Here is a 21,993-nt window from a genome sequence, read left to right as displayed (position 1 = left end):
TCTGAATTCTTCTTCATTTCTGTCCAGCCTACTCCTTTAACCCGATGTCAGCGTCAATTTTTCCCGCTTCTTCCCGGAGTTAACCATTTTCACCAAGTGCTGATTCAAATAGCTTTGCGCGGAAATGTACAGACTTTCCCAAATTTCTTGGTTGCGGCTGATTTTCGTACCGACTGTATTCCCTGCTGTTTTCTCCGATATTAAGTATTTGCGGAAATAGTTCGTCCACACGTGTTGCAAAAAGTCTTCAGAGAATTCGTTAAACGGCAGAATCCATTTATAATCTTGATCCAAAAACACCCGATAGGATGCAATTATCGGTAGTGCCAAATCTGTTGGCGCACCAAACCCAAATGAGTATTTACTATCAGGTAATAATGTATTTTTACGTGTGTCTATTGATGCTAAGTCGTTTACACCTTTTCTTCTGGGGTTGCTGATATGTTCTTGGATTAGTTCGTAGAGTCTTTGCTCTATCCACAAGGCATGAGTCAAGAGAGGTAGCAAGGCAGTTAATCTTTCCCTTTCAGTATCGCTGATTTGAGAGGGGATACTCATACCTGCTGGGTGCTTGGTTCGTTTATTGCTGTCGGGATTGTATCTATTTCTGTCGAGGCAGTTAATCAACTTCAGCAAATGATTCACATTGCACTGGGCATTTCTGGGAGCGCCGCTTTGATTTTGGTAATAAGCAATGCGGAATTTCCTATCTTCTTTCTGTTCTAAGGAAGCTAAGTACTGCTTGATGAATTTGTAATCACCTCTGGCGTTGACTTTGGAGCGAGAATCTACCGGTGTTGTCGTATTTGATGCTAAGGCTATATCTTTTGCTTCATCTTCCACCAATCCAATGTGGATGGTGACTTTGACTCTAGCTTGGGTTAGGTCATATTTATAAGTTTTCGCTTGCTCAAATGCTAAAACTGTATGACCGCCATTGATAATCCCATCACTTCCACCTTCACTAGCTTCTAAGACTTCTAGTTCAAGTTCGGTTTTGTTTTTGTTGGGTTTAACTTTATTTACACACAGGGTTATTCCACTATGACGCGAAAAGAATTTCTCAGGCTGAGTCGTCACTGAATCGAAGATTTGCCTATATGTCGCGCTTTTGCGGTTTGGTTCCCTGATGTTTGGTTCTAGCGGTAGGTCTGTAGGGAATGTGTCTACATGGGCGGTGGCGATGATGCAATTGGGTGCGGCTTGAAAAGAGCTATCTATCTTTAAGTTCCAAGTCTTGGGCATAGTTGATTAGAGTTGAGTTGGTCTTGAACTTGTGCAATCAGAAAATCTAAAATTATCTAAGCGGGACAGCTTATTCTTCATTAATTAACTGTAACAAGGCTGACGTTGATATCTTGCCACTTATATTAGTACCTTTATTCATCATTTACTAATCCATAATGACCAGTCCAACTACCGACTCAGTTCGCTCTTACCTAAAAGAAATCGGTCGCTATCCTCTGCTGTCCCCTGACCAAGAAATTACAAACGCTCGACTAGTGCAGCAGATGATGGCGGTTGAGCAGCAACGGCAAGCTCTTGCCCTTCAACTTAACCGACAACCAAGTGATTTGGAATTAGCTACCTCGCTTGGGCAAAACGAAGCTGAACTACAATCAGTCATTCAACAAGGTCAAAAGGCTAAACAAAAAATGGTGACAGCTAACCTGCGGCTGGTGGTTTCTGTTGCCAAAAAATACCAGAATCACAATTTAGATTTTCTCGATTTGCTCCAAGAAGGGGCACTAGGACTGCAACGAGGGATTGAAAAGTTTGATCCTAATAAAGGCTACAAATTATCAACCTACGCTTACTGGTGGATTACCCAGTCAATAACACGGGCTGTAGCAGATAAGTCTCGCACTATCCGTTTGCCAATCCATATCAACGAAAAGTTAAACAAAATCAGGAGAATACAGCAGCAGTTGTCTCAGTCTTTAGGTCGTCGTCCTACTGTGGTAGAAGTTGCTGAATCCTTGAATCTGTTGCCAAGTCAAATAATAGATTACCTTCAAGTTTCCAAGTCTCCAGTCTCATTAGAAATGCGGGTGGGAGATGAGGGTGAAAGTGAACTAGCCGATATTTTGCCGATGGATGGCATTTCCCTAGATGAACAAATTGCTCAGGAGCTTCTACAGCAAGACTTGAGCAAGTTGCTGGCATTGCTTAAGCCAAGGCAGCGAGAAGTATTGACTTTACGCTTTGGATTAGAAGATAATCAGCAGCTAACCTTGAGTCAAGTTGCAAAACGCCTAAACCAAAGCCCGGAAACAATTCGTAAAACTGAACATCAAGGTTTGAAAATTTTGCGCTCTCATCAAAACAAGATTAAAGACTATCTTCTTAATTAAGTGTTTCTTTTGTATGAGCAAAACCCGCTACTCCAAAGATTGGAAACAAATCCCCACAGATGTAAAAGATGCCTCCGATTGGCGCTGTACTAAGTGCGATCGCGTCTGCCTACGCCAGGAAGTGAAAAACCATCAGAGCTATCGAAATCCCAACGCTGGGTTTACAACCTCCAAATGGTTTGACTACTAGCAAACCCTAGTAATATTAAGCAATATTATCTTTAGATAAAGATTTAGTAAAATATGTAACTTCATCTATCTAAAGGGGTAAATTAATAATAGTTAAAAAACTTTATAACCAATGCTTAAAATCACCAATTTCTGGGCATTTTGGCCTAAGACACTATCTCCTCTTTAGGTATCTGTAATAGATGCTAAACATTTATGGTTTGAGAAATCACTGAGTATTTTAAGAAAATACATACTTCTGACATTAACTAGCAAAATAAAATCATCTGCTTTTTCCTATTTGAAGAGTTTTATAAGTCCTGTGTTCCAGCTTATTAAAAACGTCAAATATAGGATTGAGCTAATTTGCCAATTTATAAAAAAAAATTGAAAAACAAAATTGACTTTAATGTGTACCAAAATCAGCAGAAGCAAAATAATCTCATTGAAAAGTCGATTTTGTTAAGTGAGGAATACCTCACTGGGTGCAACTATCCGAACAGAAATTCATTGCCAGAGGTGAAAGAATTAGATAATCAACCAAAAATAGACTGGCAGCAGATACTTTATTCGTTAACGGAACTTAGCCCATTCCCGATTGGAATTGTATGCCTGGAAAGCCAGCAAGTTCTCTTTAAAAACGAATTATTAGCGTCTTTTTTTGCAATTGAGCCAAGTCAAAGATTCGACAAAATCATCCCTAGTTTTTATGACCAGCCAACTTTATGGGCTAAATTAGTTAATAACCTTAAAAGTGGCAACCTGATCAAGAATTGTGCCGTAGAAGTCAAAAAAGCCAATGGTGATACTTTTAAGGCGGAAATTTCAGCTAAGGTTGTTAATTACGAAGACAAACTAGCAGCACTATTCATATTTATGAATAGTACTGAGCATTTAAAAACCCAGCAGGAGGATTTTTCATTAACAAATACTGTAGAAGAGATAACAGACCCCATTGACTTCACATACAGCCAATCCAATTTGGTTGATGGGAACCCTTCTATTGCAAACACTACAGGTAATCAGAACGCTCAATCAGTTGAAAAAATCTCACCCTTACAGGAGCCAGAAGTAGATTTACATCTAATGGAACGTGCGATTAATGCTAGTAGTAATGGCATTATTTTGACAGATCCCAATCAACCAGATAATCCGATCATTTATGTCAATCCAGCCTTTGAATCAATCACAGGTTACTGTGCCAGTGAAGTCATTGGGCGTAACTGTCGTTTTTTGCAAGGAAACGACTCAGAGCAAGCAGCCCTCCAGGAATTACGTAGTGCCATTCAAGAACAAAGAGAATGCCATGTTATTTTACGGAATTACCGCAAGGATAATGTACCGTTTTGGCATGAACTCTACTTAGCTCCTGTGTTTGACAATTCCGGTTACTTGACTAACTTTATTGGTATCCAGACTGATATTACTCACCATCTACAAGCTCTTGAAGCATTACGAAAGCAAGAAGAACAGTATCGCCGTATTGTACAAACAGCAAGTGAAGGAATTTGGGTACTCGATAAAGACAACTGTACTACCTTTGTCAACCAACAGATGGCAACAATGTTGGGCTACACCATTGAAGAGATGTTGGGTGCAACACTGTTCTCTTTTATGGATTCTGAAGGGTTAGAGATTGCTAATGCTTACCTTTTACGGCGTTATCAGGGTATTCAAGAAGCACATGATTTCAAATTTCGCTGTCAGGACGGTTCTGACCTCTGGGCAATTATTTCTTGTGCCCCGTTATTAGACGACCAGGGAAATTATGCTGGAGCTTTGGGGATGGTTACTAACATCACTGACCGCAAACTAGCAGAAGCTGCACTGCAAGAGAGTAAACAACGTTTAGATGGAATATTATGTTCTCTTGAAGATGTGATTTGGTCAATTTCTGCTGATACTTTTGAAACTCTTTATCTCAATCCTGCGGCTCTGAAAGTTTATGGTTATTCTGTATCAGAATTTTTTGAGAACTCTAATCTTTGGTTTGAAGTCATTCACCCGGAAGATCAGCAACGAGTTTATGCTGCCATTCAACCATTATTCTTAACTGAGAAGCAAGAATTAGAATACCGAATTCTCAGACCTGATGGGCAGGTACGCTGGCTGTTAAACCGAAGCCATCTAATTTATAACGCTTCTGGTCAGCCGATTCGGATCGATGGAATTGCAACAGATATTACTGAACGCAAACTTCTTGAAGAAAAGTTAGTTCACAATGCTTTTTATGATGCTCTGACTGGACTGCCCAATCGAATTTTATTTATAAACAGGCTAGAACAAGCCATTGCACAGATAAAACATAATCGAGATGATTTGTTTGCTGTGTTGTTCCTTGACCTTGACCGTTTCAAAGTCGTCAATGATAGCTTAGGACACTTAGTTGGCGACCAACTATTGGTAACACTTGCTCAACGTTTACAACAATGTTTGCAGCCTGACGACATTGTTGCTCGCTTAGGTGGAGACGAGTTTACCATTTTGCTCTCCCATATTCAAACTATTGAAGATGCGACCGACATCGCAGAACATATACATCAGGCATTAAAGTCGCCCTTCAACTTGTGCGGGTATGAAGTATTTATGACTGCTAGCATTGGCATTGCTTTAGGTACAAACCAATACGTTCAACCCGCAGATTTACTTCGAGATGCTGACACTGCCCTTTACCGCGCTAAAGAACAGAGTCAAGTTGGACATATAGTTTTTGATACTACTATGTACGATCGGGCAGTAGCGCTGTTGCAGTTAGAAACTGATTTACGCTGGGCAATTGAACGACAGGAGTTGTGCATTTTTTACCAGCCAATTATTTGTATAAAAACGGGAACAATTACAGGATTTGAAGCACTGGTTCGCTGGCAGCATCCAGAACGTGGACTTATTTCTCCAGCCGAGTTTATTCCCGTAGCAGAAGAGACTGGACTGATTATCCCAATTGGTCAATGGGTACTAACTGAGTCTTGTAAGCAATTGCGGCAGTGGCAACTACAATTTCCTGCGATCAAACCCTTAATGCTCAATGTTAACCTTTCTGGTAAACAGTTCTCTCAACCTCATTTAATTAAACAAATCAGCCAAATCCTTCAAGATACTAGTCTCAGCCCTAGCAACTTAAAGCTAGAAATCACTGAAACTGCAATTATCGCCTCTCCTGAAAAGGCTACCTCTGTCCTTAAACAGCTTAAGGCTTTTGGGTTGCAATTATGTATTGACGATTTTGGGACAGGTTATTCATCTCTAGCTTATTTGCATAATTTTCCCATTGATGTTCTCAAGATTGACCGCTCCTTTATCAATCGCATTGATAGCGATACTGAACAATTCGCTATTGTTCGGGCTATTGTTACTTTAGCTGATAATTTAGGAATGAGTGTCGTTGCAGAAGGGGTAGAAACGATTGACCAATTAACGCAACTTAAATTGTTGCAATGTCAACAAGCACAAGGGTACTTATTTTCAAAGCCTTTAGATCGAGAACAAGCAAGAACTTTACTAGCTTCTGGGCAATCATTTTTAAGAGCATAAAAGCTTCTAACTCCTGAGTGCTGAATTTTTACCATAAAAGTTGTTTTTACTAATCAGCAGGATGTTTATATCATTTGTTGTGAAATCTTGAAGTTACCAAGAAAATGATTAGATTGGTTTTTCTTAAAGTACATAGAGCTTCAATAAGAATTACTCCTAATCGGGAGTTGGAGCTGAAACTCTGTGCCTTCAAGCGGTTGTGTAATGCACTTCAACTGACCACCATGCTTGTCTACAATTTGATAGCTAATTGACATTCCTAAACCTGTACCTGAACCAACAGGTTTAGTTGTAAAGAAAGGGTCAAACATTTTTTGCCTCACTTTCTCTGTCATCCCACAGCCATTGTCAATAACTCGAATCATTACTTGATTACTATCTAAAACCTCAGTAGCAATGCGGATTTGAAGACTATCATTCGTCAGTTGCTGATTTCCAGTTTTTGTAATGTTACTCTCTAGTATTGGGCAACCGACTGTTGGCTCTCTCAAAGCATCAATTGCATTAGTCAAAAGATTCATAAATACTTGATTAAGTTGCCCAGGATAACAATCGACTTTAGGTAGATTGCCATATTCTTTAATCACTTCAATATCAGGGTATTTCCCATACCCTTTTAATTGATTCCCTAAAATTAGGAGAGTACTATCAATACCTTCGTGAAGATCCACTCTTTTTATATCTGCTTCATCTAATCTCGAAAAATTACGTAACGACAAAACAATTTCGGAGATGCGTTCCGAGCCGATTTTTATTGAAGATAATATTTTGGGTAAATCTTCTTTAACAAAATCAAGTTCTATTGTCTCAGCTAAAATCTGGATTTTTGATAGCGGTTGTGGGTAAAATTCTTGATAAAGTGAAATTAATTTAAGCAAGTTTTCAGTATATTCATTGGCAATGGCGATATTACCATAAATGAAACTAACAGGGTTGTTAATTTCATGGGCAATGCCTGCAACTAACTGCCCTAAAGAAGACATTTTTTCAGTTTGAATAAGTTGAGTTTGCGTATCTGCAAGGTCTTTGAGAGTAAGTTTTAGTTGACTGTTAGCTGCTTCTAGTTGTGCTGGACTTGGCAAAGCTAACGCCTGGGGAATTATCGGCACTAATGTAAAAGCTGTATAAACCGATATCAAAGCAGTCAAAGCTTTTATAAAACCAGATAGCCAATAAGTTGGATGCCAAAGCGTCCAAATTTCCATTATATGGGTTTTACCACAAAAGATAATAAAAGCTCCAAATAATAAAAGTATGGATAATATTTGCCACTTCCAGACTCATGGTGACATACTGATTGATGGCAGACCCGTAAGGTGAGCATTTCCAATTCTGTGAAATAGATATCAGCGCGGTTAGCAAGCCGTTGGCAATTTTGGCTTGCCCCATTATTGATAATCAAGCCATTTTAGGAGACCTCTAGCTATTCAAACAGAAAACGGAGACCTTTAATGAAGTAGAAATTGGGCTAGTGCAACAGGTCGCAAATCAATGTGCTTTTGCTATTCGTCAAGCCCGTTTTTATCAGGCATCTCAACAGCGAATTGAGGAAATTGAACGATTAAATCATCTTAAAGATGATTTCGTAAGTACAGTTTCACATGAGTTACGCGCACACATGACTAACATGAGAATGGCGATTGAGATGTTAGAAGCTATTTTGAAACAATCACTGAGATAGAAAAATGCTGGGGTGATTTGTGAAATTTTCACTTAAAGAGCGATTCATTACCTGTAATACCAGTAGTATGATAATCTGCTGTTGATAACGGTAAGTTTTATCAAGGTATGGCTGGGCGATTTGTTCGCGTAGCGTTCCGAAGGAAAGGATTAAGCGATCTGGAATGGAAGCTGTTTGAAGATATGTTCCCCAAGGAACCAAAAAAACAGAGGGCGGGGAATGCCTCATGCACCATTTCGCCATGTACTTAACACCTTACTGTATGTATTGTTAACAGGATGTCGATGGTGTGATATTCCAAAGAGAGAGATTTGAGCATCAAAAAGTTCAGCGCACAGATGGTTACAACGTTGGGAAACGGACGGAACTTTAGAAAACAAGCAAGGATACTAGGGATTGCAGAGGAAAGAGCCTTAATCAACTGGAACTACGGTGCTGTTGATGGGTCTTTTTCCCCTGGTAAAGGTGGCGGTGAAGACGTTAAGTACAGGCATAAAGGTAAGGGATTCTTAATACACACTTTGACTGATGAACTGGGACGTATTTGCTGCTTACAAAACCAATTTTGGCTTTATTTGGGCTTAATTTTTGTTTAAGTCCCGTGAAGTCACAACTACTTTTGGGAATTATAAACTGGACAACCTTTGTTGAGGGTTACTGGCCTTCAGCTATCTGCACGGAGACAAGAAATGCAGCAAACTACGACAAAGCAGCAATTCCTACCCAAGCTGGATCGTCCATTTATAATAGCAGCACTGACCATTCCTATCGTTCACCTCGGACTTGGATACATAGGTTTATCCATGACATTTGTCGGTGGTGCGTCAGCATTTTGGCCTTCATTCGGTGTGTTTTTAGCAGGAATGTTATTGGTAGGCTATCGGGTCTGGCCCATCATATTTTTGAGTGATTTTATTGTTAGTTATACTCTCTTTTTTAAGAACAATCTTTTAATTAGTACTATCATTCCGACTGTCAATTTAATTACTCCTTTCGTAGCAACTTTTTTAATTCATAAGTTTATCAAGCGTCGCCATTTCTTAGAGAGATCGCAAGATATTTTTAAATTTATGGTTCTGACTATACCCAGCCCCCTAATCAGTTCCATCTTGGCTGCACTAACGCTTTGTATTAGTGGTATTGCACCTTGGTCAATATTTAGTAACGTTTGTCGAACTTGGCTGACATCAGACAGCACAGGTATTTTAATTGTTACACCTTTAGTGCTGGCATGGTTGCAAAAATCCCCATCGCCGAGAAGCTTCCATCGGCGACAAACTATCGAACTTGCATTCGTCTTATTGTCAATGATGGCGATTGTTCGGGTCGCTTTTTCAGGGGGATACCCAATTGAATACATGATCATTCCGCCGTTAATTTGGACGGCATTTCGATTTGAAGCGCGGATATCTACTCTAGCTGTACTTATTGTGTCAGCGATTGCGGTTTTTGGTACTGTTAAAGGCTTTGGTTCGTTTGCCAAACAACTCTCACCTAATGAATCGCTCATCTTGTTGCAATCATTCATTTGTGTAATTGCTATCACTACCTTTGTGATCTCTGCGGTAACTAGTGAAAACCAAAGATCAGCAATTATACTGCGGCAAACCAATGATGAACTAGAGCGACGAGTTGAAGAACGGACTGCCCAACTCAACGAAGCAAAAACTGTTGCCGAAGTTGCCAATCAAGCCAAAAGTGAATTTCTCGCCAACATGAGCCACGAATTACGAACTCCACTTAATGGCATCCTCGGTTATACTCAAATTTTACAAAGGACTGAAACCTTGTCTGATAAAGGATACAAAGGAATTGAAATTATCCATCAATGCGGCTTTCATCTATTAACTTTAATTAATGACGTGCTGGATTTGTCTAAAATCGAAGCCCGCAAAATGGAGTTGCATCCTATCGATTTCCATTTTCCTTCGTTTCTGGAAGGAGTAGTCGAAATCTGTCGGATTAAAGCCGATCAAAAAGTTATTTCCTTCACCTATCAGCCCGACTCTCAACTCCCGGTTGGTATCCACGCCGATGAGAAAAGACTGCGGCAAGTTCTGATTAATCTTTTGGGTAACGCAGTCAAGTTTACAGATAAAGGAGGGGTGACTTTAAAAGTAAACGTTATTAATCATTCGTCCAGGGTCAGTAGTCAAGAAATACAACAAATAACTAATTATAAAATTCGTTTTCAAGTAGAAGATACAGGAGTTGGGATGACATCGATGCAATTGCAGAAAATCTTCCTTCCCTTTGAGCAAGCAGGAGATATCAAACGACAATCTGAAGGAACAGGTTTGGGATTAGCTATTAGTCAAAAAATTGTTTACCTCATGGGTAGTACTTTGGAAGTTGAAAGTCAAATTGGTCAAGGTAGTATTTTCTGGTTTGAAGTAGAGTTACCAGAAGCAAAACAATGGGCTGTAAGTTCCAGAGTAATGCAACAAGGAGCAATTACAGGCTATCAAGGCAAAAAACGCAGCATTTTAGTAGTAGATGATAAGTGGGAAAACCGTTCGGTAATCCTTAATTTATTAGAACCGATTGGATTTGAGTTAATAGAAGCTAGTAATGGACAAGAGGGGATTGATCTGGCTGTTACATCTCAACCTGACTTGATCCTCACTGATTTAGTTATGCCTGTAATGGATGGTTTTGATCTGATTCGGTATATCAAGCAATCTGCTCAGTTAAAAAACATAGCAATAATTGCTTCTTCTGCAAGTGTGTTTGACAGCGATCAAAATCGTAGTTTAGATGTTGGTGCGGATGCTTTCTTATCTAAACCTGTCGTAGCTGAAAATTTGCTGGAATTACTGCGATTAAAATTAAATTTGGTATGGATTTATGCACCAAAATTAGAAGTTGATTTAGAGCGCAATCAAACTAATATTCAGTCAGATTCTCAGAATCTTTCTTTACCTTCGATTGAGATATTGACTAGCTTGTATGAGTTAGCAAAAGATGGCAATCCTGATGGGATATTGCATGAAGCCAATAACTTAAAGAGTAATTATCCTGTTTATTTTGATTTTGCTCAACAAGTAATCAAACTTGCCGAAAATTTCCAAATCAGGAAATTGCGAGAGGCATTAAATCAATGGATAGACCAGTCCAAATAAACTGTAAATAATCATCAATAAGGTTTTTGGTCTTGTTAATTCATTTTATAAGAAATATTTGAGAATCATGAAAAACTCTGATTTTGTTTTAATTGTTGATGATAATCCAACTAATTTGTCAGTACTATCACAAGCACTAAAAAGTGCAGGTTTCGCGGTTAGAGTCGCCGAAGATGGAGAAAGTGCGATCGAAATGGTGCAGCATAAACCACCTGCTCTAATTTTGTTAGATGTGCAAATGCCGGGAATAGATGGGTTTGAAACTTGCCAGAAACTTAAAGCTGATCCATTAACGCAAAACATTCCAATTATTTTTATGACCGCGTTGGCTGATACTGGAAATATGGTAAAAGGGTTTTCGTTAGGAGCCGTTGATTACATTCCCAAACCCTTTGAACAAACAGAAGTGATTGCCAGAGTGCGAATCCATTTGCAACTGAAGCAATTGACTGATAATCTTGAACAAATGGTTACAGAGCGAACGACAGCGTTACAAAAGGCACAAGTGCAACTGGTGCAACAAGAAAAGCTTTCAATGCTTGGTCAATTGGTAGCAGGTGTAGCACATGAAATGAATAATCCCATTAGCTGCATTGTTAGCAATATTCATCCTGCTCAAGAGTATATTGCCGATCTCACTAATGTCCTGCAATTATGTCAGGAAAATTATTCCCAACTACCGCCTGTGATTCAGAATGCGATCGCTCAAACAGATTTAGACTTTCTCTTAGAAGATTTGCCCAAGCTCCTCAATTCTATGCAGGTTAGCACAGAACGAATTAAAGAAATATCCATGTCGCTGCGAAACTTTTCCCGGACTGACACATCGGTAAAGGTTAAGTTTGATGTTCATGAGGGACTTGACGATACATTATTAATCCTGCGACATCGTTTTAAAGGGTTGGGACAGCGACCTGAAATTAAAGTTGTCAGAAAATACGCTTCCTTACCAAAGGTTGAGTGCTATCCAGGACAACTCAATCAAGTGTTCATGAATCTAATAGCTAATGCTGTAGATGCTTTAGAAGATGTTTGGCAGCAGGGCAAGCGAGTCAATGATTCCCTAGCAATCAACATCTTTACAGAGATGTCCAGCCCTGGATATGTAACGATTCGGATTGCCGATAATGGTATTGGCATGACAGACGAGGTGAGGCAAGAAATTTTTAATTATCTATTTACAACAAAAACAGTTGGTAAAGGTACTGGACTGGGATTGGCGATCGCTTATCAAATTGTAGTAGAAAAGCATGGTGGAGCAATGAAGGTTAATTCCATACTCAATCAAGGAACTGAATTTGCAATTATGTTGCCTTTGTAGGGCAGGGCTTACATAGTCAACTCTCACAACCCACACCATCCCCAATACTGTTCGGTTAAGCATTTTTAACTTGTAATCTGGTTTTGGGAAAAGGTTAAAGGTTTTTCTTCTACTTTTTCCCCTTCCCCTTTCCCCCTTAACCGAAAGGTATTGACACCATCCCCATCTCTATAAAACCCCTGGTGGTCTGATTGATGGGGTATTCTGAAGACTAAATTCTGAATTCCGTATTCTGACTTTTTTCTATTTATTTTAAAAAGTATTCAGTTTAATACTACAGCAACCAATATTTACGAGAGACAAGTAAATTGTCTCTCGTACTTTTCTAGAATTAGTAATTACATCTGCTTTCTCAACTTACTTCTCAACAGAGGCACAGCCGCTACTAAAAATGCGATCGCGCTTGTAGATTCAGGTACTTCAACGACTTTTGCATCAATTCGTGCAGTTCCACCTACCTGACCTAGCAAGCTAGAGTCGGCAAGTATACTAGCAAAATCGGAAGTAAACAGTAATTTAACGTTAGCGATAGTTAAATTTTTGCCATCAAATTCCATATTGCCTGGAGCGCTCAAATCAAACAAAATTTTATTCAGAGAAATTGTGTCTTTTAGAAAAAGCCCGCTGGCATTGTTGATAGCACGTGTCGGATCGTAGCCAATAGAAAAGTTTCCAATAGTAATTTCTTTATTGAATGTAACAGTACCAGTGTGTTGAATTGTACCTGAAAGCTGAGAAAACCCGCCCATGTCGCTGAATGTAAAATTGGTAGTTGGGGATATACCAAAGCCAACTATAAAATCACTGTTAATTGGCGTAACTGTATCATTGCTGCCTGTCAAATTTAGACCGATATTGCTAAGAAAACTTAGATCATGATAAACGCTAGTGACTCCAGACTGTATTTGATATTTTGCAGCTTCTGCCTGTAGAGGTGCAATTGATATAAAAGCTGCTGTCGTACAGCCAAAAATTGATGCCCACTGATAAAAACTCATAAACACACCTTATTTTCTATGAGTAATCATATAAAACATCAATATTTTTTATTTAAAGTTTCAATTTTAATTCGGTAAAGTTTCGATATTTATTACTCTCTTAGGTAGGCGAAAAGCAAATATTGACCCTGGTAATGCAACCATGTTTCGGCTCAAATCAGGCGAAACCCTCAAAAACTCTGTATATTTTATTCTCTGGAAGTCCCTAGCCAATCTGCAACGCGATCGCAAATATTGGTGTAAACAAGTCTGTAGGAATTCCCATCTTTCCAAACACCAAACCGGAGTAAAAGTCAATATTGGGATAAATTCCTTTGCTATCGAGTTTTTCCTCTACCACTCGTTCCATTTCTAGTAGTCTGCCAACCCAAAAATGCGCTTGTGAGGGCTGGGGAAAGGTTAAAGGGTACTGGGTTTGGGATTTAAACCCTTTCCCCCTGCTCCTTATCCCCACTTCGTGGGGGCCCACCTTCCCCTTTACCCCGCTTTCGTCACGAAAGTGAACTACTAGGGCAGTATCATAGAATTTGTCTTAGAACGCTATCCACCACTTAGCAATCTGTCATACTCTGGATGTGACCCAATCCAAAACCATACAAAATTATCATCTTTTTGTATAGCAAGCGCCTGATTAAGGTATAGCAATACACATTGACCAAAACTGACCGACTTTTTAAATGCAATAATGGATAATAATTAAATAGGTACAAATAAACATAACTATATTACTAGAATAAAATACGCCTAAAACCTTTACAAATGATTAATCAAAAGAGATAAACAACAATTTGAACTAGTTCAAATTATTTGTACACACATCATATTTCGCTAGGATTTAAACTTTTGTAGTTTAAATTTTCAATGAAGATATATCCTGTTGATTGAACTTACAGTACTTATTAATGTACTATTTACTGCAAGTAAAATTTACATTCTCCGTAAGCATTCAGTATCTAATTTTTAAGATTTCTGGCATAAAGTTATAGAAATTGCTGGAACAGGAAACTTAGAAAAATTTAGTGCTATCAAACGTCGTTAAATTGCCCACGTGCGTAGGCGTAGCCCGCCATAGGCATCGCTCTCCTCTAACAATGACAGCAGTCACATCAAGCAAGCGCTTACTGGTGCTGAACGGACAGCGCCTTGCGGTAAACGATTTTGTCAGCGCCCGCTTGATAGAAGTCACGTATCCGTGCTTCTTCTTCATAACCGCACTTGCGGTAGAACGTTCGCGTGCGCTCGAAGTCCGGCGTACCTGATGTTTCCACCAGTAGTATACGCCCGCCGCGTCTGATCAATGTTTGCTCAACGTAGCGTAGCAGGGTCGCACCACGTCCTTGTCCTTGTCTGTCAGGTTGGATAGCAATCAACTGTAGATTCCACGTCCCATCGGTCATTCGTTCCATCTCACAGTAAGCGACCCCGATCGCTCCATTGTCATCGTCGGTAATCCAAAAGCGTTTGCCGTCTCGCAGAGAATCACTGTCGCTGCTACCACCGAAGTAATCGGACAGTATTTCACCAAGCTCCTCAAGTTGGTTTGGTTCAAACAGTCCGGTTGCGTCGGCTAAAGCAATCAGCGCAGTCGTGTCATCGGGTATGGTCGGTCGAATCATCGCAAACTCCGTGTGCGTGTAAAACAGGTTAGCCTCTGGAGGAAATATTACAACAGTTGTTATGTCGCTTTAAAACATAACAACTGTTGTGATAAGATGTCAAGATGCTTGTTTCATGTTGCTGTAAACCGAGGAGAGCTATGAGTTATGACGATCGCCGTATTGAAGTCGCTAAAGCGGCATGGCGGGTGATTGTCCGTGAAGGATTGGATCGCGCTAGTATGCGGGCAATCGCGCAAGAGCTTGGCTCTTCGACCGGGGTTGTTACCCATTACTTTCGAGATAAAGAAGAACTCACCCTATTTGCCCTAGAACAAGTGTTTGAAAACGTCTTAGAGGACATGAAAACCTGTGCCCAGGGACGGCAAGGAATTGACAGACTAGCACAGATGATTTTTGTGGCTCTGCCTGTGAAGGACATTGACAAAGTTGATTGGAAGGTTTGGGTGGCATTTTTGGGCTATTCTATCGGGCGCGAACGCCTTGTCCAGGAACACCGAAAACGCTATGACTTCTTACGGCAGATTATTTGTCAAGAGTTAGTTGACTTACAAAAAGCCAAAGTGATTCGAGCCGATCTTGATTTAACCCTTGAAGCCAATGCACTCATCGCCCTAGTGGATGGTATTGGCACTGGTGTTGTCATTTCTCCTGAACAGTTCTCCGCAGATCAACAACAATATCTCGTGCGGCGGCATATCAACGCTTTATTGACACCATCTTAAACACCGATGCGTAAGTTTTAAGTTACTACCAACTCGACCAAATGAGGCTGCCTAACTATCAATACAGTTTGGTTAAGGCAAAAACCAGATAAAGTAAGGCTTAGGGACTTCCAAAGAATAAATTATGCAAATTGTAAGTTTGTATTAAACCTCCACATTCAAGTCAATGACTTCCAAAACATTGGGCAACCAGCGAACGTGTTCCACAATCTTGTCGTGAGTCCGAGCTTTATCTCGTGTCACCGTTCCCCACAGCTTACCTTTTTCGGTTAGATGCCAAATATTTTTGTGGCTTTGTTTACCATTGGTGTCAGTCTTGATTTGAACCTCTTTAGTTTGCAAGCCAGCAGATTCCAAAACACGGTTAACTATTTGTGGCTTTACGGGCTTGGGCAGTCCGTTGCGTTCGGCATATAATTCACCGATTGCAGTTGGAGACAAATGTCAGTCGGGAGTCGCAACGATTTCCTGGATTGCTCCGACTAACTCCTGTGCCATTGGGGTGATTTCGGGACACAGCGCTTGTACACCTCGAAGGATGGTGATGGTTTGGAGTTCTGCACTCAGCCTTGTACCAGCAAGTACTTTTTGCCCAAAGTTAACGAGTTCATCAAGAGTGGGTTTGGTATTGTGCTGTTGCTCAGGCTTGGATATTTCGTATTTACCAGTGCGCCGTAGCGATGGCAGTACTTCTTCTGCAATCCAATTAGTCAATCTATCCGCTTCTGGTTTATTAGAGCGAAATGCTAATTTGTACACGCCAGACTCTTTAATTACCCAGCCAGATTGGGTTCTGCCCTGTGAGTCCGGAATTTCCGGACTCACCTGTTTCCACCGTTCTGGTATAGCATTGAGAGTTTCCGCACCCTTCCAAGGAATCGTTAGTCCAAGACTTACATCTTTGGCAACAAACCAGGGTTCATCATCAATTGATACTACGCGAATTTCTTGAGACTCAAATACAAAAGTTGATAAATCAGACATAAATTCAATTCTCCTTGATTGTTATCCAGTCAGTTAAAACAGCCATACAGCAAGCGGTTAACGTTGGCCTTCTCAAGGTCTTATTTTGATGTTTGGCGACGTAACCGCCCTCTAACTCATTCTGCTCAAAAGAAACCCCAATTACGTCAAAAAGTTTATTAGCAACATCTAATGAAATAGATTTCGACCAAGACATATTTATCTCCCACCCAATCCCGGAAAAAACTTACTCCAAACACTTTGCTCTTTTGAAGGTAATCCTTCTGAACCTAAAACATTCTCTAGCCCTCGCTGATTACTCTGAATCTCCTGGATATTAAGAGAATGAATCGTCTGGGCTAACTCTGGACTGTCTTCTAACAATTCAGCTTCAAGCTCTAACTCCTGCTGCAACAGTTGAGCATTTCGACGCAAGAACATCTGCTGATTATGCCGCCGTCTAATTTCTGATTCAGTCAACTGTAACTGTTCTGAAAAACTTAAATCATCGTATTGGTTATACATCTTCGTGAACTCCAATTAAACTAAAGTATTCGGTTGAAAGTTCCATCAAGTATTTCAGAGCCAAGCAATCACCGTAATTTGTGTATATTTGAGCGATCGCCTGGAGTATGAACGGTATATTGTCCGGTGTGACGTTTTGAAACTGAATGGCTAGATTAAATGCTGAGTTCTCATCTTCTGGCTCCAGGCGCGGTGCATCAGCCCACACTATTAAACCTCGTTTATCAAGTTCTGCTAAAGAAATATCGTTTATAGCATCAACTACTGAATCTGGTGCATATTTTAGAAAGAGCTTAATCATAGACAATCCCTCCATAAAGTAGCTGATACCCCAGCCGTAATCTGATAATAAATTCGTCAGTATTACGATTGCCCCAAACAGGATTACTACGGCTTTTTATCCAATTGATTGGACTATGACAAATCTCTTGATGACAACGGTAGCACGTAGAAAATGTTGATACTCCAATGATGTCGTTGCCGTAGTAAGCGTGATGGATCTCTTCACTTTTATGAGTCAAGCAAACGACACAATAATTGTGAGTTTTTCTATGAGCAATCGCTACTTGTTTTCTGTACTCTTTGGGATTACCATATCTGGCATTCCAGTTTAATTGTCTGGGTAGCCGAGATTTTCTAGTAATAGAGTCACCCCTTTTTCGTTTAATTCTTGCCCCGTTAGCTCTTGCCACTTCTGTTTGATTTCCTGAAAATGTGGTCTTCTCCCTAATTCTGTTGCCCATTTTCTAATTTCTTCATACCAGTCAACCTGCTGCTGTGAGGATTGCTGATTATTTTTAGAACTATTAACAGTGTCACCATTCGGTTTAGAATCTTGCTTCTGCTCCATACCTTTGATATCAAATTCAGGTATTAGAGCTATAAAAGGATTACCACGAGTTGGAATTACTAGGGCATATCGAACTCCGGCTTTATCCAACATTTCGCAAGCCTGTCGCAAGATTTCAAGAATTTCTTTTTTGACATTCAGAAAATCCTGGGGATGGTCAAGGATATAACTTGATGTTTGCCCCATCGCAATAAAGCAAACGTTTTTCAGAGATGGGCGGCTAAATCCGGTTTCCCCAGAGAGCGGGGACTGTCCCATAAATAAACCATGACCCTTTAACCCCGCTGTGAATTTGATGATATAGTTCCAAAAACCTTGCAAGTCTTTGGCAGTATCAGCATCAACCATTCCTGGAAGTCCCTTGCCACCACCGTAAACACTGTCTACCTCGTCTTGAGCAAGAAATAATTCCGGGACACCCTGACATTCGCCACCAACAATTGATACTCTTGCTTTCTGCTTGTCAATTTGGTCTGTGGCAAAGGTAATCCAGTTTTTTAGTTCTTTCATGCCGTCAAACTTACGGCTGAACTTGCACAACCATCTAGTGACATCATCCTTTGGATCGCTGCCAATCACAATTGCTGGTGTTTGAGATTTTGCAGCGATTTTGTTGATAATTACCCCAGCCAGCGTGGACTTTCCAGACTGTGTTCCACCAGAAATGTAGAAATGGTGATTACTGCGAAGGGTCATATTTTGATTAGATGCAGCATCACACAGTTCATCAATCCAGCCACCATCAATTCTGATGTATGAGGGATAATTAGCTGCGATCGCTTGCAGAATTTTCATCGCACCCGGATTAATCACGGACTGCACCGATTCTTCATCAATGTCAGCAATATTGGGATTGGGAATACCAGTCGGTGAGGGTGATCGTTGTGCTGGTGGTTCTGGGAGTGTAACCAGACCTTGCAACTGATATTCAGCTATCCACCGGGGGCGCTCTTGCATTGGTAGCCGATTCACGTAATCAGCAACTCGGCGTTTGGCTGCGATCGCAGTGGTGACATAATCATAAACAGCCTCACCTTGTAAATGCTGCTTAAGTGCTTTGAGGTCAGCTTCTAGCAAAGACTGGTAAACTTTTTCCTTACTTTCGCTGATTTGGGCGGATACCCCAAATAAGCCAGCACTGACTGTTCCAGCACCAAGTAGCATCCCGGTTGTTATTCGGTCAGTGTTTAAGAAAAAAGGAGCAGACAGACATAACACTGCACTCGCTCCTAAAGAACACAAGGTAGTCCGCTCTGCGTGAATCACACTACTGGCGGTTAGTCGTTCTAATTCAAATGGCATAAACTTATCTCACCCCCAACGCAACACCAGCTGCAACTAAAGTCAAGAAGACAAACAGGAATATCACCCCAGGCATTAAGCCAATGGTAAAAGTCTTGCGGTTGAAACCGAATCCTTTCATAACTAAACCGCCAAAGTTGAATAACCCTAGAAATATGCAGCAGATGGAGATTATGCCGATAAACCAAAGAATGTATTTACTGGCGGGGCTGGCAACGGATAGATAACCCATAAACATAGAAAAGCCAACCCCAGACACTGCATATCCTATATGAGAGAGCTTAATACTTTGCATAATCTAGAATCTGAATGAATCTCCCACTTCGTTGAACGCTTGCTCGTATCCTCCCAACTGGCGTTGTTGTTCCTGCGACCCGAAGGCATGACGGATCACCGCCTCCCCATGTAATCCCCTGGTTCGCTGCAAATCCTCCTCAACCTTCATGGCTTCTTGAGAATATGCCAGTTGATTCTTATACATTTCAGCCAAGGATTGTAACTGCTTAAGGCGATGGCGAGAGAACTTGGTGTGTAACCACTTCTGGGCTTTTAACGTGCCAGCTACTTCTGCTTCATCAAGAACCTGTTGTGCAGTGGTATAAGCAGGTAACGTATAACGAGCGCGGATAGAACTTGGTAAATCACCCTCAATTTGGGTAGCATCCCCAACTCTTAAATCCGTTGACACTACTCCATCACCTTTACCGCCGAATAAACCAGGAAGCCATTTTCCTAACATTGCTTTCTCCTCTCTAACTACTAATTAAAGAATTCAGAAGCCAGAAGTCAGGAGCCAGAATAAAGAATTGTAGTACTGAATGAATAGACTATAAAGTATTAAATTTTTACTTTTCAAATCTATCTATTTAGTTCTCCTGAATTCTGACTCCTGACTCCTGCGTATAAGTCTGCTGAACTTGTTGAACTTGTGAGCCGATATATCGGGTTATGCCATATATCCCCATGAATGAAAACATCAAAACAGTAAAAGCTGCGATCGCAGTTTGAGCCATCATTCCCCGTTGCATTAACTCCTCAATCTGTCTATTGGACTGCGATCGCACTCTCGACTCATCAATAATTTGCTGGACTACCAGGAATTCTTCTGTTGTCAGATTTTCTAGTGTCAGCCCTGACAGATTCAATTCCCCGTCCTTCTTCAGGTGAATATTTAATGCTTTGCGATGGGTTTGGTCTTGTTGCTCCATATATTGCCACGCCCAAAACGAGGGTCAATAGCAGCAGATTTAGTACTGCTGCTACCAAGATGAATTTATTCGGTCGCATCTGCATTGCTAGCAGAGAGATAGAGCGATGTAATCTCCTGACCGAAACGAAAAAAGGCTTCTGGTTCTCCCTGAAATTCTTTGGCGAACTGTGCTACTTCTGCTAAATACTCGTTAGAAACATTAGCTAAAGTCTCGATTGTTTCAACTGCCTCTTTGTGAGCAAACTCGCGTGTCCCTTGGGTAATTGCAGAATTAAAAGATTGTATCTCTGCTAACGACTGCTTGGCTTGATTGGCAAGTGAAGTTTTATAATCACTCATGCTCTGTTGAGCTTTATTGGTTTTGGCAGTACGTTTGGTAGTTTTAGCTGTTTTACCATTGCTAGAAACAATTAAATTACTAGCTTTTTTGAGTGCCACAAGTTCTTCAGAGATGGCAATAATTTCTGCTTCAGTAATCGCATCGGGATCTACGCTTTTCTTTTGCAAGTACAAGCGTAGTTCTTCAGAACTCATTTCGATTCCATTAGCAATGAGAAGTTCTTGTAAATCGTTCATGAAGTGGCTCCAATTGATTTAGGTTGACGAAATTTAAATTTAGTTTGAGAAGCAATTTTTTTGACCCATTGCTGAATTTCAAATTCGGTGTAAATCTTATCTACAGAAAATGGCACTCCAATTTCTTGACCCCATCTGTAAATTGTCGGTTTGGATGGTCGCGGTTCTAGCCTTTGTAATGCTTCAAAGAGTTGAGCGCCGTTGCATGACAATTGTGGCAAGTTTGAACAAATAAATTCGTAGCGTTGAACATCTGATAATCGAATGGTGCGATTGGGATTTAAAAGCTTTAGTTGAGCATAAGCTCTCACCAGCAGAATTACCCCAGCTTTGGCACTGGTGGTATCAGATATTTCTAATCGACGAAGAATTCTTGGCCAAGTGTAATCACTAACTTGACCAACAATTTTTTCATATTCGTTCCTCAGAATTGTTCCTGCCATAGAAACAGCCATAACATCTTTGCACTTCTAGATTAGCATAAATACCTTATGTATAACCCTATAGATAGGGTATTATTCTGAAAAAACTCTCGACAAAAACATATAACTATAGGGGTAAAGTTAGGTAAGCGTTATTGTCGAGGAGAAAATGCCTAAGAAAACTACACCAAAAATGGTTCAGACCGCAGTTTCTATTCCAGAGCCATTGTATGAAGCTGCAAAACGGATTCAAGCAATGGAGGGTTGGAATGAGTCAGAAATGCATCGAGTCTTTTGGGAAAAAGGATTTGCGGTTCACCTTCAAGGAACTCTTGCCCGTTACCAGTTGGGTTTGATTCCTGAAGCACAAAGTACAGCCGAATAACTTGACGGGATTTAGTCTAAAGGGGTGCAATACTCCCCTTTTTTTTGTGCCTTCGCTAAAAAGCAAGCAGACCATGAGACTCTGCTCGACCTCAAACACGGTAGCATCAAGGCTTTGGGACACGCGGATGATTTAGACGAGGCTCAAAACCCTAGTAATGCCGTGAAAATAACTGTCTCATGGTCTGCTCAATCCCTTGCCCTGACTGATTCCGCGCCTCTATGAGAAAGAAAATTCATTTTTT

27 protein-coding genes and 1 pseudogene are annotated in these 21,993 nt (G+C 40.5%); 10 read left to right on the top strand and 18 right to left on the bottom strand.

The window, feature by feature from the left end; genetic code table 11:
* Nucleotides 1-36 precede the first annotated feature (36 nt).
* Entirely contained in the window at nt 37-1,245 is a 1,209-nt protein-coding gene (locus ACWATR_RS34330; RefSeq protein ID WP_460343052.1) for an AIPR family protein, read from the bottom strand.
* Between the two features lie 158 nt (nt 1,246-1,403).
* Between ACWATR_RS34330 and ACWATR_RS34325 the strand changes: the two genes are divergently transcribed.
* The 3 genes from ACWATR_RS34325 (at nt 1,404) to ACWATR_RS34315 (ending at nt 6,053) form a co-directional block, all read left to right on the top strand.
* Nucleotides 1,404-2,354, top strand: a complete 951-nt coding sequence (locus tag ACWATR_RS34325) for an RpoD/SigA family RNA polymerase sigma factor (protein WP_460343049.1) — start codon at nt 1,404-1,406, stop codon at nt 2,352-2,354.
* 13 nt (nt 2,355-2,367) lie between these two features.
* Nucleotides 2,368-2,544, top strand: a complete 177-nt coding sequence (locus ACWATR_RS34320; protein ID WP_460343046.1) for a hypothetical protein — start codon at nt 2,368-2,370, stop codon at nt 2,542-2,544.
* A 389-nt stretch (nt 2,545-2,933) separates the two neighbouring features.
* Nucleotides 2,934-6,053 (top strand): sensor domain-containing protein, encoded by a 3,120-nt coding sequence (locus tag ACWATR_RS34315; RefSeq protein WP_460343299.1) that lies wholly within the window; start codon nt 2,934-2,936, stop codon nt 6,051-6,053.
* Between the two features lie 140 nt (nt 6,054-6,193).
* Here the strand turns inward: ACWATR_RS34315 and ACWATR_RS34310 are convergent, their stop codons facing one another.
* On the bottom strand, nt 6,194-7,309 hold the full coding sequence (locus ACWATR_RS34310) for a sensor histidine kinase (protein ID WP_460343296.1): 1,116 nt from the start codon (nt 7,307-7,309) through the stop codon (nt 6,194-6,196).
* Nucleotides 7,310-7,524: 215 nt separating this feature from the next.
* Here ACWATR_RS34310 and ACWATR_RS34305 point away from each other — a divergent pair, with 215 nt between their 5' ends.
* On the top strand, nt 7,525-7,734 hold the full coding sequence (locus tag ACWATR_RS34305; protein WP_460343044.1) for a hypothetical protein: 210 nt from the start codon (nt 7,525-7,527) through the stop codon (nt 7,732-7,734).
* On the opposite strand, the gene ACWATR_RS34300 is transcribed toward ACWATR_RS34305, so the two are convergent.
* Complete coding sequence (locus tag ACWATR_RS34300; RefSeq protein ID WP_460343042.1) at nt 7,723-7,962, bottom strand: hypothetical protein; 240 nt, start codon at nt 7,960-7,962, stop codon at nt 7,723-7,725. The genes ACWATR_RS34305 and ACWATR_RS34300 overlap by 12 nt on opposite strands.
* Nucleotides 7,963-8,045: 83 nt before the next feature.
* On the opposite strand from ACWATR_RS34300, the gene ACWATR_RS34295 reads away from it, so the two are divergent.
* The 3 genes from ACWATR_RS34295 (at nt 8,046) to ACWATR_RS34285 (ending at nt 12,177) form a co-directional block, all read left to right on the top strand.
* Nucleotides 8,046-8,330: a hypothetical protein gene (locus tag ACWATR_RS34295; protein WP_460343039.1), complete on the top strand. Its 285-nt coding sequence runs from the start codon at nt 8,046-8,048 to the stop codon at nt 8,328-8,330.
* A gap of 93 nt (nt 8,331-8,423) precedes the next feature.
* A complete protein-coding gene (locus ACWATR_RS34290) occupies nt 8,424-10,856 on the top strand; it encodes an MASE1 domain-containing protein (RefSeq protein WP_460343036.1) in 2,433 nt (810 codons plus the stop codon).
* A 67-nt stretch (nt 10,857-10,923) separates the two neighbouring features.
* Nucleotides 10,924-12,177: a hybrid sensor histidine kinase/response regulator gene (locus ACWATR_RS34285; RefSeq protein WP_460343033.1), complete on the top strand. Its 1,254-nt coding sequence runs from the start codon at nt 10,924-10,926 to the stop codon at nt 12,175-12,177.
* A gap of 338 nt (nt 12,178-12,515) precedes the next feature.
* Here ACWATR_RS34285 and ACWATR_RS34280 read toward each other — a convergent pair whose 3' ends face one another.
* From ACWATR_RS34280 to ACWATR_RS34270, 3 genes and pseudogenes are all read right to left on the bottom strand, one after another.
* Nucleotides 12,516-13,175, bottom strand: a complete 660-nt coding sequence (locus ACWATR_RS34280) for a hypothetical protein (protein ID WP_460343030.1) — start codon at nt 13,173-13,175, stop codon at nt 12,516-12,518.
* A gap of 208 nt (nt 13,176-13,383) precedes the next feature.
* Nucleotides 13,384-13,629 (bottom strand): annotated as a pseudogene (locus tag ACWATR_RS34275) (citrate/2-methylcitrate synthase); the annotation flags it as partial.
* Between the two features lie 664 nt (nt 13,630-14,293).
* Nucleotides 14,294-14,791 (bottom strand): GNAT family N-acetyltransferase, encoded by a 498-nt coding sequence (locus ACWATR_RS34270; RefSeq protein ID WP_460341989.1) that lies wholly within the window; start codon nt 14,789-14,791, stop codon nt 14,294-14,296.
* 140 nt (nt 14,792-14,931) lie between these two features.
* Here ACWATR_RS34270 and ACWATR_RS34265 point away from each other — a divergent pair, with 140 nt between their 5' ends.
* Entirely contained in the window at nt 14,932-15,516 is a 585-nt protein-coding gene (locus ACWATR_RS34265) for a TetR/AcrR family transcriptional regulator (protein ID WP_460341986.1), read from the top strand.
* Nucleotides 15,517-15,660: 144 nt separating this feature from the next.
* Here the strand turns inward: ACWATR_RS34265 and ACWATR_RS34260 are convergent, their stop codons facing one another.
* The 12 genes from ACWATR_RS34260 to ACWATR_RS34205 form a co-directional block, all read right to left on the bottom strand.
* The gene (locus ACWATR_RS34260; protein ID WP_460343027.1) at nt 15,661-15,957 is read right to left on the bottom strand and encodes a hypothetical protein; all 297 of its coding nucleotides are present in this window, start codon (nt 15,955-15,957) and stop codon (nt 15,661-15,663) included.
* 3 nt (nt 15,958-15,960) lie between these two features.
* Nucleotides 15,961-16,500 (bottom strand): BRO-N domain-containing protein, encoded by a 540-nt coding sequence (locus ACWATR_RS34255; protein ID WP_460343025.1) that lies wholly within the window; start codon nt 16,498-16,500, stop codon nt 15,961-15,963.
* 4 nt (nt 16,501-16,504) lie between these two features.
* Nucleotides 16,505-16,696 carry a hypothetical protein gene (locus tag ACWATR_RS34250; RefSeq protein ID WP_460341980.1) on the bottom strand — a complete coding sequence of 64 codons (192 nt, stop codon included), beginning with the start codon at nt 16,694-16,696 and terminating at the stop codon, nt 16,505-16,507.
* Nucleotides 16,697-16,698: 2 nt separating this feature from the next.
* Nucleotides 16,699-17,004 carry a hypothetical protein gene (locus tag ACWATR_RS34245; protein WP_460343022.1) on the bottom strand — a complete coding sequence of 102 codons (306 nt, stop codon included), beginning with the start codon at nt 17,002-17,004 and terminating at the stop codon, nt 16,699-16,701.
* Nucleotides 16,997-17,305 (bottom strand): hypothetical protein, encoded by a 309-nt coding sequence (locus ACWATR_RS34240; RefSeq protein ID WP_460343019.1) that lies wholly within the window; start codon nt 17,303-17,305, stop codon nt 16,997-16,999. Before ACWATR_RS34240 ends, ACWATR_RS34245 begins: the two co-directional genes overlap by 8 nt.
* Complete coding sequence (locus tag ACWATR_RS34235; RefSeq protein ID WP_460343016.1) at nt 17,298-17,525, bottom strand: hypothetical protein; 228 nt, start codon at nt 17,523-17,525, stop codon at nt 17,298-17,300. The genes ACWATR_RS34240 and ACWATR_RS34235 overlap by 8 nt, the downstream gene beginning before the upstream one ends.
* 89 nt (nt 17,526-17,614) lie before the next feature.
* Nucleotides 17,615-19,156: a hypothetical protein gene (locus ACWATR_RS34230; RefSeq protein ID WP_460343013.1), complete on the bottom strand. Its 1,542-nt coding sequence runs from the start codon at nt 19,154-19,156 to the stop codon at nt 17,615-17,617.
* Nucleotides 19,157-19,160: 4 nt separating this feature from the next.
* Nucleotides 19,161-19,388, bottom strand: a complete 228-nt coding sequence (locus ACWATR_RS34225) for a hypothetical protein (RefSeq protein WP_460343010.1) — start codon at nt 19,386-19,388, stop codon at nt 19,161-19,163.
* A gap of 66 nt (nt 19,389-19,454) precedes the next feature.
* Nucleotides 19,455-19,895: a hypothetical protein gene (locus ACWATR_RS34220; protein WP_460343007.1), complete on the bottom strand. Its 441-nt coding sequence runs from the start codon at nt 19,893-19,895 to the stop codon at nt 19,455-19,457.
* Between the two features lie 127 nt (nt 19,896-20,022).
* Nucleotides 20,023-20,364 carry a hypothetical protein gene (locus tag ACWATR_RS34215; protein ID WP_104902035.1) on the bottom strand — a complete coding sequence of 114 codons (342 nt, stop codon included), beginning with the start codon at nt 20,362-20,364 and terminating at the stop codon, nt 20,023-20,025.
* A 65-nt stretch (nt 20,365-20,429) separates the two neighbouring features.
* Entirely contained in the window at nt 20,430-20,942 is a 513-nt protein-coding gene (locus tag ACWATR_RS34210; RefSeq protein WP_460343004.1) for a hypothetical protein, read from the bottom strand.
* Nucleotides 20,939-21,397: a hypothetical protein gene (locus ACWATR_RS34205; RefSeq protein WP_460343001.1), complete on the bottom strand. Its 459-nt coding sequence runs from the start codon at nt 21,395-21,397 to the stop codon at nt 20,939-20,941. The genes ACWATR_RS34210 and ACWATR_RS34205 overlap by 4 nt, the downstream gene beginning before the upstream one ends.
* A gap of 136 nt (nt 21,398-21,533) precedes the next feature.
* On the opposite strand from ACWATR_RS34205, the gene ACWATR_RS34200 reads away from it, so the two are divergent.
* Both ACWATR_RS34200 and ACWATR_RS34195 read left to right on the top strand, forming a co-directional pair.
* Complete coding sequence (locus ACWATR_RS34200) at nt 21,534-21,749, top strand: hypothetical protein (protein WP_460342998.1); 216 nt, start codon at nt 21,534-21,536, stop codon at nt 21,747-21,749.
* A 24-nt stretch (nt 21,750-21,773) separates the two neighbouring features.
* On the top strand, nt 21,774-21,974 hold the full coding sequence (locus ACWATR_RS34195) for a hypothetical protein (RefSeq protein WP_460342995.1): 201 nt from the start codon (nt 21,774-21,776) through the stop codon (nt 21,972-21,974).
* The last annotated feature ends 19 nt before the right edge of the window (nt 21,975-21,993 follow it).

It is taken from the genome of Nostoc sp. UIC 10890 (genome assembly GCF_054786515.1).
This window is presented reverse-complemented; position numbering and strand designations above follow the sequence as displayed.

What these genes read in the sequence shown, in the direction of transcription:
- ACWATR_RS34330 (WP_460343052.1), bottom strand. Translation starts at nt 1,245, where the DNA reads ATGCCCAAGACTTGGAACTTAAAGATAGATAGCTCTTTTCAAGCCGCA.
- ACWATR_RS34325 (WP_460343049.1), top strand. Translation starts at nt 1,404, where the DNA reads ATGACCAGTCCAACTACCGACTCAGTTCGCTCTTACCTAAAAGAAATC.
- ACWATR_RS34320 (WP_460343046.1), top strand. Translation starts at nt 2,368, where the DNA reads ATGAGCAAAACCCGCTACTCCAAAGATTGGAAACAAATCCCCACAGAT.
- ACWATR_RS34300 (WP_460343042.1), bottom strand. Translation starts at nt 7,962, where the DNA reads ATGAGGCATTCCCCGCCCTCTGTTTTTTTGGTTCCTTGGGGAACATAT.
- ACWATR_RS34290 (WP_460343036.1), top strand. Translation starts at nt 8,424, where the DNA reads ATGCAGCAAACTACGACAAAGCAGCAATTCCTACCCAAGCTGGATCGT.
- ACWATR_RS34285 (WP_460343033.1), top strand. Translation starts at nt 10,924, where the DNA reads ATGAAAAACTCTGATTTTGTTTTAATTGTTGATGATAATCCAACTAAT.
- ACWATR_RS34280 (WP_460343030.1), bottom strand. Translation starts at nt 13,175, where the DNA reads ATGAGTTTTTATCAGTGGGCATCAATTTTTGGCTGTACGACAGCAGCT.
- ACWATR_RS34270 (WP_460341989.1), bottom strand. Translation starts at nt 14,791, where the DNA reads ATGATTCGACCGACCATACCCGATGACACGACTGCGCTGATTGCTTTA.
- ACWATR_RS34265 (WP_460341986.1), top strand. Translation starts at nt 14,932, where the DNA reads ATGAGTTATGACGATCGCCGTATTGAAGTCGCTAAAGCGGCATGGCGG.
- ACWATR_RS34255 (WP_460343025.1), bottom strand. Translation starts at nt 16,500, where the DNA reads ATGTCTGATTTATCAACTTTTGTATTTGAGTCTCAAGAAATTCGCGTA.
- ACWATR_RS34250 (WP_460341980.1), bottom strand. Translation starts at nt 16,696, where the DNA reads ATGTCTTGGTCGAAATCTATTTCATTAGATGTTGCTAATAAACTTTTT.
- ACWATR_RS34245 (WP_460343022.1), bottom strand. Translation starts at nt 17,004, where the DNA reads ATGTATAACCAATACGATGATTTAAGTTTTTCAGAACAGTTACAGTTG.
- ACWATR_RS34240 (WP_460343019.1), bottom strand. Translation starts at nt 17,305, where the DNA reads ATGATTAAGCTCTTTCTAAAATATGCACCAGATTCAGTAGTTGATGCT.
- ACWATR_RS34230 (WP_460343013.1), bottom strand. Translation starts at nt 19,156, where the DNA reads ATGCCATTTGAATTAGAACGACTAACCGCCAGTAGTGTGATTCACGCA.
- ACWATR_RS34225 (WP_460343010.1), bottom strand. Translation starts at nt 19,388, where the DNA reads ATGGGTTATCTATCCGTTGCCAGCCCCGCCAGTAAATACATTCTTTGG.
- ACWATR_RS34220 (WP_460343007.1), bottom strand. Translation starts at nt 19,895, where the DNA reads ATGTTAGGAAAATGGCTTCCTGGTTTATTCGGCGGTAAAGGTGATGGA.
- ACWATR_RS34215 (WP_104902035.1), bottom strand. Translation starts at nt 20,364, where the DNA reads ATGGAGCAACAAGACCAAACCCATCGCAAAGCATTAAATATTCACCTG.
- ACWATR_RS34210 (WP_460343004.1), bottom strand. Translation starts at nt 20,942, where the DNA reads ATGAACGATTTACAAGAACTTCTCATTGCTAATGGAATCGAAATGAGT.
- ACWATR_RS34205 (WP_460343001.1), bottom strand. Translation starts at nt 21,397, where the DNA reads ATGGCTGTTTCTATGGCAGGAACAATTCTGAGGAACGAATATGAAAAA.
- ACWATR_RS34200 (WP_460342998.1), top strand. Translation starts at nt 21,534, where the DNA reads ATGCCTAAGAAAACTACACCAAAAATGGTTCAGACCGCAGTTTCTATT.